11 protein-coding genes and 2 pseudogenes are annotated in these 15,579 nt (G+C 66.7%); 6 read left to right on the forward strand and 7 right to left on the reverse strand.

The features are described from left to right. The 5 genes from hemC to metE form a co-directional block, all read right to left on the reverse strand. Complete coding sequence (gene hemC, locus ACTPOE_RS03665) at nt 1–951, reverse strand: hydroxymethylbilane synthase (protein ID WP_458870859.1); 951 nt, start codon at nt 949–951, stop codon at nt 1–3. A 267-nt stretch (nt 952–1,218) separates the two neighbouring features. Further along, complete coding sequence (sucD, locus tag ACTPOE_RS03670) at nt 1,219–2,100, reverse strand: succinate--CoA ligase subunit alpha (RefSeq protein WP_458870861.1); 882 nt, start codon at nt 2,098–2,100, stop codon at nt 1,219–1,221. Nucleotides 2,101–2,119: 19 nt separating this feature from the next. Continuing rightward, nucleotides 2,120–3,283, reverse strand: a complete 1,164-nt coding sequence (sucC, locus tag ACTPOE_RS03675; protein ID WP_458870862.1) for an ADP-forming succinate--CoA ligase subunit beta — start codon at nt 3,281–3,283, stop codon at nt 2,120–2,122. A gap of 176 nt (nt 3,284–3,459) precedes the next feature. Next, nucleotides 3,460–4,023, reverse strand: a complete 564-nt coding sequence (locus ACTPOE_RS03680) for a DUF2889 domain-containing protein (protein WP_458870863.1) — start codon at nt 4,021–4,023, stop codon at nt 3,460–3,462. A gap of 109 nt (nt 4,024–4,132) precedes the next feature. Continuing rightward, the gene (metE, locus tag ACTPOE_RS03685) at nt 4,133–6,430 is read right to left on the reverse strand and encodes a 5-methyltetrahydropteroyltriglutamate--homocysteine S-methyltransferase (RefSeq protein WP_458870864.1); all 2,298 of its coding nucleotides are present in this window, start codon (nt 6,428–6,430) and stop codon (nt 4,133–4,135) included. A gap of 102 nt (nt 6,431–6,532) precedes the next feature. Between metE and ACTPOE_RS03690 the strand changes: the two genes are divergently transcribed. Next, complete coding sequence (locus ACTPOE_RS03690; protein WP_458870866.1) at nt 6,533–7,447, forward strand: LysR family transcriptional regulator; 915 nt, start codon at nt 6,533–6,535, stop codon at nt 7,445–7,447. 45 nt (nt 7,448–7,492) lie between these two features. Here the strand turns inward: ACTPOE_RS03690 and recX are convergent, their stop codons facing one another. After that, nucleotides 7,493–8,041: a recombination regulator RecX gene (gene recX, locus ACTPOE_RS03695; RefSeq protein ID WP_458870868.1), complete on the reverse strand. Its 549-nt coding sequence runs from the start codon at nt 8,039–8,041 to the stop codon at nt 7,493–7,495. Then, the gene (gene recA / locus ACTPOE_RS03700; RefSeq protein ID WP_458870869.1) at nt 8,031–9,083 is read right to left on the reverse strand and encodes a recombinase RecA; all 1,053 of its coding nucleotides are present in this window, start codon (nt 9,081–9,083) and stop codon (nt 8,031–8,033) included. Before recA ends, recX begins: the two co-directional genes overlap by 11 nt. A gap of 285 nt (nt 9,084–9,368) precedes the next feature. On the opposite strand from recA, the gene ACTPOE_RS03705 reads away from it, so the two are divergent. From ACTPOE_RS03705 to ACTPOE_RS03725, 5 genes and pseudogenes are all read left to right on the forward strand, one after another. Beyond that, nucleotides 9,369–10,070 carry a response regulator gene (locus ACTPOE_RS03705; protein WP_458870871.1) on the forward strand — a complete coding sequence of 234 codons (702 nt, stop codon included), beginning with the start codon at nt 9,369–9,371 and terminating at the stop codon, nt 10,068–10,070. Nucleotides 10,071–10,083: 13 nt separating this feature from the next. Then, on the forward strand, nt 10,084–11,535 hold the full coding sequence (locus tag ACTPOE_RS03710; RefSeq protein WP_458870872.1) for a sensor histidine kinase: 1,452 nt from the start codon (nt 10,084–10,086) through the stop codon (nt 11,533–11,535). A gap of 50 nt (nt 11,536–11,585) precedes the next feature. Continuing rightward, nucleotides 11,586–13,214, forward strand: a complete 1,629-nt coding sequence (locus ACTPOE_RS03715; RefSeq protein ID WP_458872747.1) for an MFS transporter — start codon at nt 11,586–11,588, stop codon at nt 13,212–13,214. Between the two features lie 574 nt (nt 13,215–13,788). Then, a pseudogene (locus tag ACTPOE_RS03720) lies at nt 13,789–13,944 on the forward strand (helix-turn-helix domain-containing protein); the annotation flags it as partial. 44 nt (nt 13,945–13,988) lie between these two features. Next, a pseudogene (locus tag ACTPOE_RS03725) lies at nt 13,989–15,547 on the forward strand (IS3 family transposase). Nucleotides 15,548–15,579 lie beyond the last annotated feature (32 nt).

Genomic DNA, 15,579 nt, shown 5'->3' on the forward strand with positions numbered 1-15,579 from the left:
TCAGGAAGAGGAGGATTCGGACAGACGGGCCAGGATCACGTCCGCCCCCTGGCCGAGCAGGTTCCGGGCGACTGCGCTCCCCAGCATCTCGGCATCCCCGGGGTCGCCTTCGGTTTCGGCGCGCAAGACACGGCTGCCATCGGGTTCCGCCACCAGCGCCCGCAGATACAGGAGGCCGTCCCTCAATACCGCGTGCGCCGCCAGGGGCACCTGGCAGGAGCCGCCCAGCGCGCGCGACACGGCACGCTCGGCCAGAGCGCAGGCGGTAGTCTCGCCGCAGGCCAGCGGCGCGAGCCAGCCGCACAGGTCGGTCCGGTCCGCCAGGGTCTCTATCCCCAGGGCGCCCTGCCCCGCCGCCGGCAGGCTGAGCTCCACCGGCAGGACGGCGCGGATCCGTCCGGCCAGCCCCAGGCGCCGCAGGCCGGCGGCGGCCAGTACGATGGCGGCGTAGTCGCCCCGATCGAGCTTGGACAGGCGAGTGTCCAGGTTGCCGCGCAGGGGTTTGACCGCCAGGTGAGGATAGCGGGCGCGCAACTGGGCCTCGCGGCGCAAACTGGAGGTGCCGACGACGGCGCCCGAAGGCAGTTCGTCCAGGGATCCCGCGGTATTGGACACCAGCGCATCGCAGGGGTCGGCCCGCTCCAGGATGGCGGACAGGGCGAATGGGACCGTGAGATCGACCGGCACGTCCTTGAGGGAATGCACGGCCAGGTCGGCGCGGCCGTCCAGCAGCGCGGTCTCGAGTTCCTTGACGAACAGACCCTTGCCACCGACCTTGGACAGGGTCCGGTCCAGGATCTGGTCGCCGCGCGTGGTCATTTCCAGCAGTTCGACGCGGCAGCCGGGATACAGGTCCTGGAGACGGGACTGCACGTGACGGGCCTGCCAAAGCGCCAGGCGGCTGGCCCGGGTGGCGATGACGAGGGTCCGGGGAATCGGGTCGGCGGTCATGCAGTGTACCTCGAGAGCAGCAGGCGAAGCAGCAGGCCCAGCGCGGCCAGGATGGCCAGGCCCTGCAGCAGAGTGGGACGTTTCAGTTTCATCGGAGCGATCCATGCGGCAGCCGTTGCGCGGCGCGAACGAAAAAAGGCCACGCCATGCGGCGCGGCCCGTTACCCGCCTCGCGGCATGCGGGCCGCCCGGATCCGCCAGGCGCGGGCCAGTCCGCGGGGACCGTCCTTTCCTGCGTCCGGGCTCTCCCCGCGCGTCGGTTTTCGATTACAGCACGGTTTTGAGCAGCTTGCCCATTTCCGAGGGATTGCGGGTGGTGCGAATCCCGCAGGCTTCCATGATTTCGAGCTTGGCGTCGGCAGTGTCCGCGCCGCCCGAGATCAGGGCGCCCGCATGGCCCATGCGCTTGCCCGCGGGGGCGGTGACGCCGGCGATGAAGCCGACCACGGGCTTTTTCATGTTGTCCTTGGCCCATTGCGCGGCGTTGACCTCGTCGGGACCGCCGATCTCGCCGATCATGATGACGGCGTCCGTGTCCGGGTCGTCATTGAACATCCGCAGCACGTCGATGTGCTTCAGACCGTTGATCGGGTCGCCGCCGATACCGACCGCGCTGGACTGGCCCAGGCCCAGTTCCGTGACCTGCGCCACGGCCTCGTAGGTCAAGGTGCCGGAACGGCTGACGATGCCGATGCGGCCCTTGCGGTGGATGTGGCCCGGCATGATGCCGATCTTGATTTCGTCGGGCGTGATCAGGCCCGGGCAGTTGGGGCCCAGCAGCAGGGTCTTGCGGTTCTCGGCGCGCATGCGGTTGCGGACCTCGAGCATGTCGCGCACGGGAATGCCTTCGGTGATGCAGATGGCCAGGTCCAGGTCGGCCTCGACGGCTTCCCAGATGGCGGCGGCGGCGCCCGAGGGCGGCACGTAGATGACCGACACGGTCGCGCCGGTGGCCTGCCTGGCGTCCTTCACGGAGGCATAGATGGGGATGCCCTCGAAGTCCTCGCCGGCCTTCTTCGGATGCACGCCGGCCACGAAGGCGGCACGGCCGTTGGCGTAGTCGCGGCACATGCGGGTGTGGAACTGGCCGGTCTTGCCGGTGATCCCCTGGGTGATGACCTTGGTGTCCTTGTTGATCAGAATCGACATGTTCTATTCCCTGTGATGCTTATTTCGCGGCGGCGGCGACGACGGCGGTCGCGGCTTCGGCCATGGTGTCGGCGCTGATGATGGGCAGGCCCGAGGCCGCCAGCATCTTCTTGCCCTGTTCCTCGTTGGTGCCCTTCATGCGCACCACCAGGGGCACGCTGAGGTTCACGGCCTTGCAGGCGGCGATGACGCCTTCGGCGATCACGTCGCAGCGCATGATGCCGCCAAAGATGTTGACCAGGATGGCCTTCACGCCATCGTTCCTGAGCATGATCTTGAAGGCTTCGGTGACCTTTTCCGCCGTGGCGCCGCCACCGACGTCCAGGAAGTTGGCCGGCTCGCCGCCGAACAGCTTGATGGTGTCCATCGTGGCCATGGCCAGGCCGGCGCCGTTGACCAGGCAGCCGATGTTGCCGTCGAGCTGGATGTAGGCCAGGTCGAACTTGCTGGCTTCGATCTCGGCGGGATCTTCCTCGTCCAGGTCGCGGTAGGCGACGATCTCGGGGTGGCGGAACAGCGCGTTGGAATCGAAGTTGAACTTCGCGTCCAGAGCAACGATGTTGCCCTTGCTGTCGCGGTTCAGGGGGTTGATCTCGACCAGCGCGGCATCGGTTTCCATGTAGCACGTGTAGAGCTTCCGGCACACGTCGATGAACTGGGCCACGGAGTCGCCCGGCATGGCGACGCCCTTGGCCAGTGCGTCGCCGTCGGCCTGGGTGAAGCCCTTCAGGGGGTCGATCTGCACGGTGATGATCTTCTCGGGGGAGGAATGTGCGACTTCCTCGATATCCATGCCGCCTTCGCTCGACGCGATGAAGGCCACCTTCTGCGTGGCGCGGTCGGTCACCACGGACAGGTAATATTCCTTCTGGATGTCGGCGCCGTCCTCGATGTACAGGCGACGCACCTTCTGGCCTTCCGGGCCGGTCTGGTGCGTGACCAGCTGCATGCCCAGGATCTGGCCGGCCAGGGTCCGGACCTCGTCCAGCGACTTGGCGACCTTCACGCCGCCGCCCTTGCCGCGCCCGCCGGCGTGGATCTGCGCCTTGACGACCCAGACAGGACCACCCAGTTTTTCGGCTGCCGCCACGGCCTCCTCGACCGAGAACGCGGGGATGCCGCGCGGGACAGTCACGCCAAACTTCTTCAGCAATTCCTTGCCTTGATATTCGTGAATTTTCATGAGTTACCTGTCAGTGGAGAAAAAAGAAAGCCGCCGGCCCGTCGCTTCGACGGGATGAGACCGGACACGGGGCAGTCCCTGCGGACTGCTCCGTGCCTGACGAATCCGAACCGCTTGCAAGCGATGAGGGGGGCAGCAACGCTGCGGACGCCGTCCGGCCGGCAGCCCCGAGGATGCTAACGCTCATCGGAATGAGCCTCGGCGGGAACATACCAGGGTGAATAATGTGCGCGCACCACGGGGCCGTCCACCCGCAGGGCGTGGCAACCGTCCAGCTGGAACGGCCGCTCGCCGGTGTCGGCCTGCCGCTGGCGGTCGGCCATGGTCTGGACCGCCACGGTGGGCAGTACGTCGGTGAGTTCTGTAACGTGGGTACAGCCGGCCGTGCGGCCGAAGCGCTCGCGCACGTGCTTGCGGAACTGGTTGAGCAGGTTCAGTCCGACCAGGCGGCGGTATTCCGGCGCAATGGCACTGCAGAATTCGCCGTAGGGGGCGGCCTCGTAGGCGGCCTCGGAGGCCGTGATGGTGAAGCGGTCGTCGATGGTGATGCGCAGGCGCATGTGATGCACTGGCGCGCCCGCGGGGTGGACGCCATCCCCGCGGATCGGGAAGTCATAGGCCTTGGTATCGACGAGTTCGGCTTCGAGATCCCATAACCCGTCATCCCGGGCATAGGATTCGACGCGGATGGAGCGCGTGTGGACGGGACGGCGCGGACGCGCCGGATCGGACAGGGGCATGAGGGAAGAAAAGGCAGAAATTCGTAAAACCTTTCAATTATATACCGTGTATAAGCCCCCGATTATATCGAGGGCCTGTGTCCCGCACGCCCGGTCAGGCCGCCTCCGGTCAGGCCGCCTCACGCAACGTCCGGGCCGCCCGCACCATGGCCTGCAGCGCCGAGCGGGTTTCCGGCCAGCCTCGAGTCTTCAGGCCGCAGTCCGGATTCACCCAGAGCCGTTCGGCGGGCAGACGCCGGGCGGCGCGACGGACCAGGTCCACCATCCAGTCCTCGCGCGGGACGTTGGGCGAATGGATGTCGTAGACCCCCGGCCCGATGTCGTTCGGGTAGGCGAAGGCCTCGAACGCGCCCAGCAGCTCCATATTCGAGCGCGAGGTCTCGATCGTGATCACGTCGGCGTCCATCGCCGCGATCGATTCGATGATGTCGTTGAATTCCGAATAACACATGTGCGTGTGGATCTGCGTATCGTCGCGCACCCCGCCGGTGGACAGGTGGAAGCAGTCCACCGCCCAGTCCAGGTAGGCGGTCCAGTCGCCGCGCCGCAGCGGCAGGCCTTCCCGGAAAGCCGGCTCGTCGATCTGGATGATGGTCACGCCGGCCTGCTCCAGGTCCTGGACCTCGTCGCGCAGGGCCAGGGCGATCTGGCGGCAGGTCCGCTCGCGCGGCTGATCGTCGCGCACGAAGGACCACTGCAGGATCGTTACCGGACCGGTGAGCATGCCCTTGACCGGTTTGTCCGTCAGGGACTGCGCGTAAGCCGACCAGGCCACAGTCATGGGCGCCAGGCGCGCCACGTCGCCGTAGATCAGGGGCGGCTTGACGCAGCGCGAGCCATAGCTCTGCACCCAGCCGCAGGCGGTGAAGGCGAAGCCGGCCAGCAGTTCGCCGAAGTATTCCACCATGTCGTTGCGCTCGGGTTCGCCGTGCACCAGCACGTCCAGGCCGATTTCCTCCTGAAAGCGCACCACGCGCTCGATTTCCTCGCGGATCGCCTTTTCATAGGCGGCGTCCCCCAGCACCCCGGCGCGCCAGTCCCGGCGCAGGGCGCGGATCTCCGGTGTCTGCGGGAAGGAACCGATGGTGGTCGTGGGATAGCGCGGCAGGCCCAGGCGCGCCTGCTGAGCGGCGATGCGCCGGGCGAACGGTGCACGGTCGCGGCGGATCGAATCCGAGGACGCGAGGCGCTCGGCCACGTCCCGGCGGTGGATGCGGCTGGACGCCGCGCGGTCACGCACGGCCTGGCGAACGGCCGCCAGTGCCTGCCGGTCGGCCTCGTCCGCGTCGCCGTCCACCAGAGTCCGCAGCAGGCGCAGTTCGTCGAGCTTCTGCACGGCGAAGGAGAGCCAGCCGCGCAGATCCTTGTCCAGGGCGGTTTCCAGGCCCAGGTCGATGGGGACGTGCAGCAGCGAGCACGACGGCGCCAGCCACAGGCGGTCGCCCAGGCGCTCCGCCGCCGCGCGGACCTGTTCGTGGATACGGTCCAGGTCGGCGCGCCAGACGTTGCGGCCATCGATCACACCCAGAGACAGCGCCTGGTCGTCGCGCAGCGCCGCCAGCACGGCAGCCTGCTGGCCCGGCGCGCGCGCCAGATCCACGTGCAGCCCCTGCACCGGCAGGGCGCGAATCACGTCCAGATTATGTTCGACCCCGCCGAAATAGGTCGCCAGCAGGACCTTCGGCCCCTGCGCCGCCAGTCGGGTATAGACGCCGGCCAGCGCCTCGCGCCAGGCCTGCGGCAGGTCCAGCACCAGGATGGGCTCGTCGATCTGCACCCATTCCACGCCCTGGGCGGCCAGGCGCCGCAGCACCTGCTCATAGACGGCCAGCAGACCGGGCAGCAGGTCCAGCTTGGCGACGTCACCCACTCCACCCGCGTAGGCGTCCCCCTTGCCCAGCCACAACCAGGTCAGCGGCCCCGGAATCACCGGGCGGGCGCGATGGCCCAGCGCCTGAGCCTCGGCCACCTGCTCGAACAGCGATTCGCGCGCGATGCGGTAGGTCTGGCCGGGATGCAGTTCAGGGGTGATGGTGTGATAGTTGGTGTCGAACCACTTGGTCATTTCGCAGGCCGCCGCCGGCGTGCCCGACGGGGCGCGGCCGCGCGCCATGCGGAACAGCGTGTCCAGATCGACCGGGGCGTCGTCCGCCTGGCCGAAGCGCGCCGGCACGGCGCCCAGCAACGTGGTCCATTCCAGGATGTGGTCGTACCAGGCGAAATCGCCGACCGGCACCCATTGCGCACCGGCCCCGGCCTGGATCGCCCAGTGGCGGGCCCGCAGCGCGCGGCCCGTGGCCAGCAGGCTGTCCAGGTCGGACTTGCCGGCCCAGTAGGCTTCCTGAGCGCGCTTGAGTTCCCGGGCGGCACCGATCCGGGGGAAGCCTAAATTATGAATGATCGTCATGATTAATCCTGATAACATTAAAATTATTCAATGAACGACATTCTGCCTGGGCGAGTCGAAAATAAAAAATCAAATCCTGCACGGATAACATGAGAGAAATTCATGATTGAGCTTCGTCATCTGGAAACCCTGCTTGCCATCCGCGACGGCGGCAGCCTGCAGGAAGCCGCCGAGCGCCTGCACCTGACCCAGTCGGCCCTGTCGCACCAGCTGCGCGACCTGGAGGTGCGGCTGAAGGCGCCGTTGCTGAACCGGCGCACCCGCCCCGCCCGCCTGACGACGGCGGGCCTGCGGCTGGTGGCGCTGGCCGAGGACGTACTGCCACGCGTGCGCGCGGCGGAACAGGAACTGCGCCGCCTGGCCGCAGGCCGCGCCGGCCGCCTGCACGTCGCCATCGACTGCCATTCCTGCTTCCAGTGGCTGATGCCGACGCTGGACGCGTTCCGCAAGGACTGGCCGGAAGTCTCCCTGGACCTGACGGCTGCGTTTTCCTTCGCCCCCCTGCCCGCCCTGGCGCGCGGCGATCTGGACGTGGTGATCACTTCCGACCCCGAGCCGCTGGAATCGGTGGACTACGCGCTGCTCTTCGCCTACGAACTGGTACTGGCGGTCTCCAGCCAGGGGCCGCTGGGCGCGGCCGGTCGGGTCCTGCCGGAGGATCTGGCCGACCAGGTCCTGATCACCTACCCGGTCGACCGGACCCGGCTGGATGTCTATACGGCCTTCCTGGACCCGGCCGGCGTGGAGCCGGCCACCGTGCGCACGGCGGAGCTGACCCCCATGATCGTGCAACTGGTGGCCAGCGGCCGAGGCGTGGCGGCGCTGCCCAGCTGGGCACTGGACGAATACAGGAACCTGCCGGGGCTGAGGATCTGCCGGCTGGGATCGGGAATCTGGCGCACGCTGCAGGCCGGCGTACGCGCCGAGGACATGGAAACCGCCTACATCCAGGCCTTCCTGGAGCAGGCCCGGCGCACCTGCTTCGAAACCCTGCCGGGCATCCGCGCGCCGGGATAGGCGGGACGGGACATATCCGCGCAGCGGATCGCGGTCGGCACGGACTCAGACCGGCCCGTCGTCCGCCGCCGGATCGTCCAGGCCGGCAGGCTCGCGGCTGCCCAGCAGGCGCCGGATGCAGTCGGCGGAAAACCCCCGCCCCGCCATGAAGCGGTATTGCCGCGCGTACTCGCGAGGATCCGAGGGCGGCTGGCCGAATTTACGTTGCCAGACGGCGCGCGCGCGGTCGGCTTCAGAGGTGCGCAGGGATTCCTTCAGATCGGCCAATTGCTCGTCGGCCAGCCCCTGCTGGCGCAGGGCGCCCAGGATGCGCTGCGCACCCTGGCGGGCGGCGGCGCGGTGAGCATAGGCCTGGGCGTAGCGCTGGTCGGACTGCCACTGTTCACGCGCCAGGTCGTCGAGCACGGCTTCGACGGCGGCGGGATCGTCGCACCAGGCGGACAACTTGCGGCGCAATTCCTGGCGGGAGTGTTCCCGCCGGGACAGATAGGCCACGGCCCGGGCCTTCAGGCTGGTGCCACCACCGGAACCGCGCCCGGGCGGGTCATCGCCGCCAGGCACGGTGCTGAAGCCGTCGTCGGCTCTATTCCCCATCGGCGGCGGAGGCCGCGGGCACGGCCCGTGGGACGATGCCCAGGTGTTCGCGAACCCGGTTCTCGATTTCGAAAGCCATGTCCGCATGTTCCTTGAGGTAGTCGCGGACGTTGTCCTTGCCCTGGCCGATGCGTTCGCCGTTGTAGCTGTACCAGGCACCGGATTTGTCGATCAAGCCGGCCTGGACCCCCAAGTCGATGATCTCGCCTTCGCGGGAGATGCCGGTGCCGTACATGATGTCGAACTCGACCTGCTTGAACGGCGGGGCGACCTTGTTCTTGACGATCTTGACGCGGGTTTCGTTGCCGACGACCTCGTCGCCCTTCTTGATGGAGCCGATACGGCGGATGTCCAGGCGCACCGAGGAATAGAACTTCAGCGCGTTGCCGCCCGTGGTGGTTTCAGGGTTGCCGAACATGACGCCGATCTTCATGCGGATCTGGTTGATGAAGATCACCATGCAGTTGGCGCGCTTGATCGTGGCGGTGAGCTTGCGCAGGGCCTGGCTCATCAGGCGGGCCTGCAGGCCGGGCAGCGAGTCGCCCATGTCGCCTTCGATTTCGGCCTTGGGCACCAGTGCGGCGACCGAGTCGATCACGATCAGGTCGACCGAGCCCGAGCGCACCAGGGCATCGGTGATTTCCAGGGCCTGCTCGCCGGTGTCGGGCTGGGAGATCAGCAGGTCCTCGAGGTTGACGCCCAGGCGCGCGGCGTATTGAACGTCCAGGGCGTGCTCGGCATCGACGAAGGCGCAGGTGCCGCCGATCTTCTGCATCTCGGCGATGACCTGCAGGGTGAGCGTGGTCTTGCCGGAGGATTCCGGGCCGTAGACCTCGACCACCCGGCCGCGCGGCAGTCCCCCGACGCCCAGGGCGATGTCCAGCCCCAGGGAACCGGTGGACACGACCTGGATGTCATGTTCGACCTGGTTATCGCCGTAGCGCATGATGGAGCCCTTGCCGAACTGCTTTTCGATCTGAGACAGCGCGGCGGCCAGCGCCTTGGCGCGTTCGGGGTTGGCCTTGCCGGAGCGTTCATCCATGAGGGAATTCCTATCGTGAGTGACAAGCCGCCGGGACCATGACCGCGGTGCGGCCGGATCCGCCCGCGGCGGGATTCGGGAAATTATGGCATTAAATTATACTGTATAAAAATACAGATGTGGCAATTCCACCCCGGGCCGAACGGCAAGGCCGAGCGCGAAGGGCCGCCGTTTCGCCTTCCGCGCCCATCGTTTACCCTAATGACCCGGCGGGGCCGGGCGTGCCACAATGAGCGCAGTCTGGGCCGTTTCAGCGCCCGCCTCCCCCTGGATGTCATTCCCGCCATGCGTATCCTGATTGCCGAGGACGACAGCATTCTCGCGGACGGGCTGTCCCGATCATTGCGCTACGAAGGCTATGCCGTGGACGTCGTCAACGACGGCTCCAGTGCCGATTCCGCGCTCCAGTTGCAGGCCTTCGATCTCCTGATCCTGGACCTGGGCCTGCCGCGCCTGGACGGCCTGTCCGTGCTGCGCAAGCTGCGCCAGCGCAGCACCCCCCTGCCGGTCCTGATCCTGACGGCCGCCGACTCCGTCGAGCAGCGCGTCGAAGGCCTGGACCTGGGCGCCGACGACTACATGTCCAAGCCCTTCGCCCTCAGCGAACTGGAAGCCCGCGTGCGCGCCCTGATCCGCCGCCACGGCGGCGCGCGCGCATCCGTCCTGCGCCACGGACGCCTCGCCTTCGACCTGAACGGGCGCGTGGCCACCATCGACGACACCGCCGTCGAACTGTCCGCCCGCGAGACCAGTCTGCTGGAAATCTTCCTGTCGCGCAGCGGCCGCATGATCAGCAAGCACCAACTGGTGGACCTGCTGTGCGAATGGGGCGAGGAAGTCACCACCAACGCCATCGAGGTCTACATCCACCGGCTGCGCAAGAAAATCGAGCCGGCCGGCGTCCACATCCTGACCGTGCGCGGCCTGGGGTACTGCCTGGAACCCGACAGCCGGGCCGTGCCGGCGGACACGGCGGCCGTTGGCTGACGGCGCGCGCTCCATGCTCGCCGATCCGGCACCGCGCCGGCCCCGCCGCCGGCACGCGACCCTGCTGGGCCGCATCCTCCTGTGGATGATCGTGCCGCTGTTCGTCCTGTGGTCGATCGGCATCGTCATCACCTACTTCATCTCCCTGAACATCGCCAATTCGCCCTACGACCGGACACTGGCGAGCCACCTGCGCCTGCTGCGCCACGAAGTCGAGCAGCAGCGCCTGGCCAGCGGTGTGACGCTGTCCGAATCGGCCCGCACGGTGCTGGCCGGCGGCGTGGACGAATCCGCCACCAGTTGGCAGATCCTGGACGCCAACGGCCACCTGCTGGCGGGCGACCCCGGCATCCCCACCCCGGAAAACTGGGGCTACGACATCGACCAGATCCGCTTTCGCAACGCGTCCCTGAACCACCAGTCCATCCGCATGGCCTACATCTGGGGCGGGCGCGACCAGGACGGCACCGGCTTCCTGACAGTCGTGGCGGAGCCGGCCGAGGCGCGCGCCACGCTGCAGCAGGAAATCCTGACCGGCATGCTGACGCCCCAGCTCATCATTCTGCCTCTGGCCGCCATGTTGGCCGGACTGGGCCTGACCCAGGGCCTGGAGCCCCTCAGCCTGCTCCAGGAACACATGCGACGACGCAAGCCCAGCGACCTGTCGCCCCTGCGCGACGATCTGGCTCCGGCGGAGATCGTGCCGCTGATCGCCTCGATGAACAACGTGCTGCAACGCTTGTCCGACTCCATCGAATCCCAGCGACGCTTCGTCGCCAACGCCGCCCACCAGCTGAAAACCCCGCTGGCCGGCATCCGCACGCAATGCGAACTGGCGCTGCGCGAGCAGGAGCCCGAACGCGTGCGCGACAGCCTGCAGCAGCTGATCACCGGGTCCCAGCGCGCCACCCGACTGGTGAACCAGCTGCTGCTGCTGGCACGGGCCGAATCCATCGATTCCACCCAGCCGCGCACCACCGAGCTGCTGGACCTGCTGCCCCTGGCCGAGGCCTGCACCCTGGAATGGGTCGAAACCGCCCTGCGGCGCCGCATCGACCTGGGCTTCGAATCGTCCGGCGAGCCCTTGCCGGTCTTCGGCAACGCGATCATGATCCGCGAGCTGCTCAACAACCTGATCGACAACGCCCTGCTCTACACGCCCCAGGGTGGCCGGGTCACCGTCCGCGCCCTGCCCGAAGGCGACCGGGTCTGCCTCGAAGTCCAGGACTCGGGCCCTGGCATTCCGCCCGAGGAACAATCCCGGGTCTTCGACCGTTTCTACCGGATCCTCGGCCACGACGCCGAAGGCAGCGGCCTGGGCCTGGCGATCGTGCGCGAGGTCGCCGAGCACCACCATGCCACTATCGCCTTCCTGCCGCCCGGCAACCACCGCGATCCGATCAGCGCCGGTACCCGGTTGCGTGTTTCCTTCCCCCGCGACGATGTGCCCAGGACCCGTACATGAACCGAGCCCGACCCATACCGCACGATGCCATGGACGAAGCCAACCGTCCCATGACCCACGAGGAACGCCGCGTCATCCTGGCGTCCTCGATGGGAACCGTCTTCGAATGGTACGACTTCTACGTCTACGGCTCCCTGGCGGCTGTCATCGCCCAGCATTTCTTTTCCGGACTGAATCCCACGGCGGGCTTCATCTTCGCCCTGCTGACCTTCGCCGCCGGCTTCGCCGTGCGCCCCTTCGGCGCCCTGGTGTTCGGCCGGCTGGGCGACATGGTCGGGCGCAAATACGCCTTCGTAGTCTCGATCCTGATCATGGGCCTGTCCACCTTCCTGGTGGGCGTGCTGCCCTCGTCGGCCTCGATCGGCACAGCCGCCCCCATGATCCTGCTGCTGCTACGCCTGCTGCAGGGTCTGGCCCTGGGCGGCGAATACGGCGGCGCGGCGGTCTACGTGGCCGAACACGCCCCGCAGGGCCGGCGTGGCTTCTTCACCAGCTGGATCCAGACCACCGCCACCACCGGCATGTTCCTGTCGCTGGTCGTGGTCCTGGGCACCCGCGCCACACTGGGCCAGGAAGCCTTCGACGCCTGGGGCTGGAGAGTGCCATTCCTGATCTCCGTGCTGCTGCTGGTGATCTCGGTCTGGATCCGCCTGCGCCTGCACGAATCGCCCGCCTTCACGCGCATGAAAAGCGAAGGCCTGGTCTCGCGCGCGCCCATCAAGGAAGCATTCGGACGCTGGAAAAACCTGCGCCTGATCCTGCTCGCCCTGATCGGCCTGACGGCCGGTCAAGCCGTGGTCTGGTACACCGGCCAGTTCTACGCCCTGTACTTTCTCACCGAGACGCTGGGCGTGGAGGCCAACATCGCCAACATCCTGGTGGCGCTCGCCCTGCTGCTGGCCTGTCCCTTCTTCCTGGTATTCGGCGCCCTGTCGGACCGGATCGGCCGCAAGCCCATCATCATGGCGGGCTGCCTGATCGCCGCCCTGACTTACTTCCCCGTATTCAAGGGCCTGACGCACTACGCCAACCCGGCGCTGGAACGCGCGCAGAATCGGGCTCCCGTATACGTCGTATCCGATCCGAAGGACTGTTCGCTGCAGTTCAATCCGGTGGGCATCGCCTCCTTCACCAGCGCCTGCGACCTGCTCAAGGCCTTCATGGCGAGCCATTCGGTCCACTATATCAACCAGCCAGCCCCCGAAGGCACCACGGCCTACGCCCTGGTGGGCGAACAGCGCATCGACGCCTTCGACGGCACGTCGCTGCCGCGCGCCGAATTCGCCCGCCGCAACACCGCGCTGCAGAAAGAACTGCGCCAGGCGGTGCGCAACCACGGCTATCCCGCCTACGCCGACCCGTCCCAGATCAACTTCACCATGGTGCTGCTGTTGCTCTTCTTCCTGGTGCTGCAGGTCACCATGGTCTACGGGCCGATCGCCGCCATGCTGGTGGAGATGTTCCCCACGCGCATCCGCTACACGTCCATGAGCGTACCCTACCACATCGGCAATGGCTGGTTCGGCGGCTTCCTGCCTCCGGTGGCCTTCGCCACGGTGGCCACCACCGGCAACATGTACGACGGCCTGTGGTATCCGATCGCGGTGTGCGCAATGACGCTGGTCGTAGGCCTGCTGTTCGTCAAGGAAACCCGGCACAATGACCTGAACGCGCCCTAGCGTCCTGTCTGGCTAATTCCGATCCTTACCTTCGGCGCCCGGGCTGGCCATGCTGCGTTGCTTGTCCACCTCACCGCTTGCAAGCGGTTCGGATTCGTCAGACACGGAGCAGTCCGCAGGGACTGCTCCGTGTCCAGACTCATCCTCGCGATAGCACCGGCTATCGCTGCGGTTTGCGCCTTGCCTGACAAGCCCATGCATCCGAATTCAAGTGACCAAACTCACCAGACAGGACACTAGAGCCGCCAGGGATCCGGGGCCGCCGGGGTCTTCCTTCCGGCAGCGGAGAACAGGTTCCGATTCAGAGTACCGTCAGGTACATGGCCCTAGAATGGCGGCGCACGCCGATGGTCGCCCGGGCGCCTCGTTCCCCCTTGTCCGCCTGGACGTTCCCGCCACCGGCTGCCACCGTCCACGCCCCCCGCGAGCTCCTTTTCCGTGTGCGCGGACGGTCGCCCCTCCCGGCCCGGATTCGTCCGGGCCGTTTTTTTTGTGCGCCCGGCAAGGCGCACCCACTATAGATCAGGCCCATAAATAGATTGAAATTCTGTCGATCTGATGCGATGCTTTGCGGATGGAAAAAGATGATGCAAGAAAGCTCAGTCCGGCCGAGCAGCATGAGAGGCGTCGGCAGGTGATTCGTGCGTACAAACGCGGACGAAGCAAACCTCAGATCGCCGTTGACGTTGGGCTGAGTCACACGGCGGTGAGCAAGGTGATCGCACGCTACCCCCTGTGTCAGACTAGTTGTCGCATCGGATTTGGAACGATTAGATGAATTTGACGACCTACAGCACGGCCTTCAAAGAGGAGGCGATCCGCAAGACCCTGCAGCGCGGCACGCGCACGGTGGCTGACATGGCCCAGGAGTTGAACATGTCGGTCCATACGCTGAAGAACTGGATTCGCAATCCGAAGATGGCTCATTTGCGCAGGCAATCCTCAGAAGAGGCCCCCGCCAGTCGGTGGACATCCGCACAGCGGCTGCAGGCCCTGCTTGAGACCCATTCTCTGGCCGAAGAGGCGCGCAACGCCTGGTGCCGGGAACGGGGCATCTTCGCCCATCAGCTCACGGCCTGGAAGCATGAGCTCGAACAGTCGGGGAACAAGCCCGCAGCCGATATCCAGGAGCTGCGTCGGCTCAAAGAGGAACTGGTTGGCGTGCGCCGTGATTTGGCCCGCAAGGACAAGGCGTTATCGGAGGCGGCAGCCCTGCTGGTACTGCAAAAAAAATACCAGGCGCTGTGGGAGGACGAGGACAAATGACCTCACTGACACAGCGCCGACAGATCATGGCATTGATTACTGAGGCGGTCACGGCTGGTGCTCGACAGGCACGCGCCTGTGAAGCAATCAATCTGAGCGCACGCACACTGCAACGTTGGCGGCGGGCCCCGGAGCAAGGCGATGGGCGCCCCACGCGGGTACAGCGGCCCTGCAACCGCCTGAGCGATGCCGAGCGTGATCGCATCCTGCGGGTGGTCAACAGCAGCGAGTACGGCCACCTGCCCGCTTCTCAGATCGTGCCACGCCTGGCGGATACGGGGGTCTATCTGGCCAGTGAATCGACGATCTACAGGCTGATGCGTACCGCCGGGCAACTGGTGCATCGCACGCCTGATCGCACGCCTGGCCCGGTGCATCGGCCTCGGGCGCTGACGGCTACTGCGCCAGGGCAGCTCTTCAGCTGGGACATCACCTATCTGCCCGCCACCGTGCGGGGCCAGTACTACTACCTGTACCTGTTTCTTGACCTGTTCAGCCGTCACATCGTGGGCTGGCAGGTCTATGACACCGAGGACAGCGCCCGTGCCAGTGAGCTGATGCGCGATATCTGCCGCCGCGAGGGCATCCTCCCAGGGCAGGTGGTGTTACACAGCGACAATGGCTCCCCGATGAAGGGCGCCACCATGCTGGCGACACTACGGGAGCTGGGTGTGGCGCCATCGTTCAGCAGGCCAGCGGTGAGCAATGACAACCCGTACTCAGAGTCCTTGTTCAGGACTCTGAAGTACCGCCCCCGCTACCCTCGCAAGCCCTTCACCGGTCTGCTGGCTGCCCGGGCCTGGGTCGGTGAGTTCGTGCGCTGGTACAACACCGAGCACCGGCACAGCGCTATCGGCTTCGTGACGCCTGAGCAGCGTCACTGTGGGCGCGATCGCGGCCTGCTCGAACGGCGCCATGCCCTCTATCGGGCGGCCCGCGAAAAGCACCCGGAGCGCTGGAGCGGCAGGACCCGCAACTGGACAAGAGTCGACGAGGTCTTCCTCAACCCGCAGAAGGGTCACGCGTCCTGTGCCAAGCGAAATTCAGACCTCAAGCGGGCGGCTTGAGTCACTCAGAAAATGCGACAGATAGGTTGACA

It is taken from the genome of Castellaniella sp. WN, from assembly GCF_054457555.1.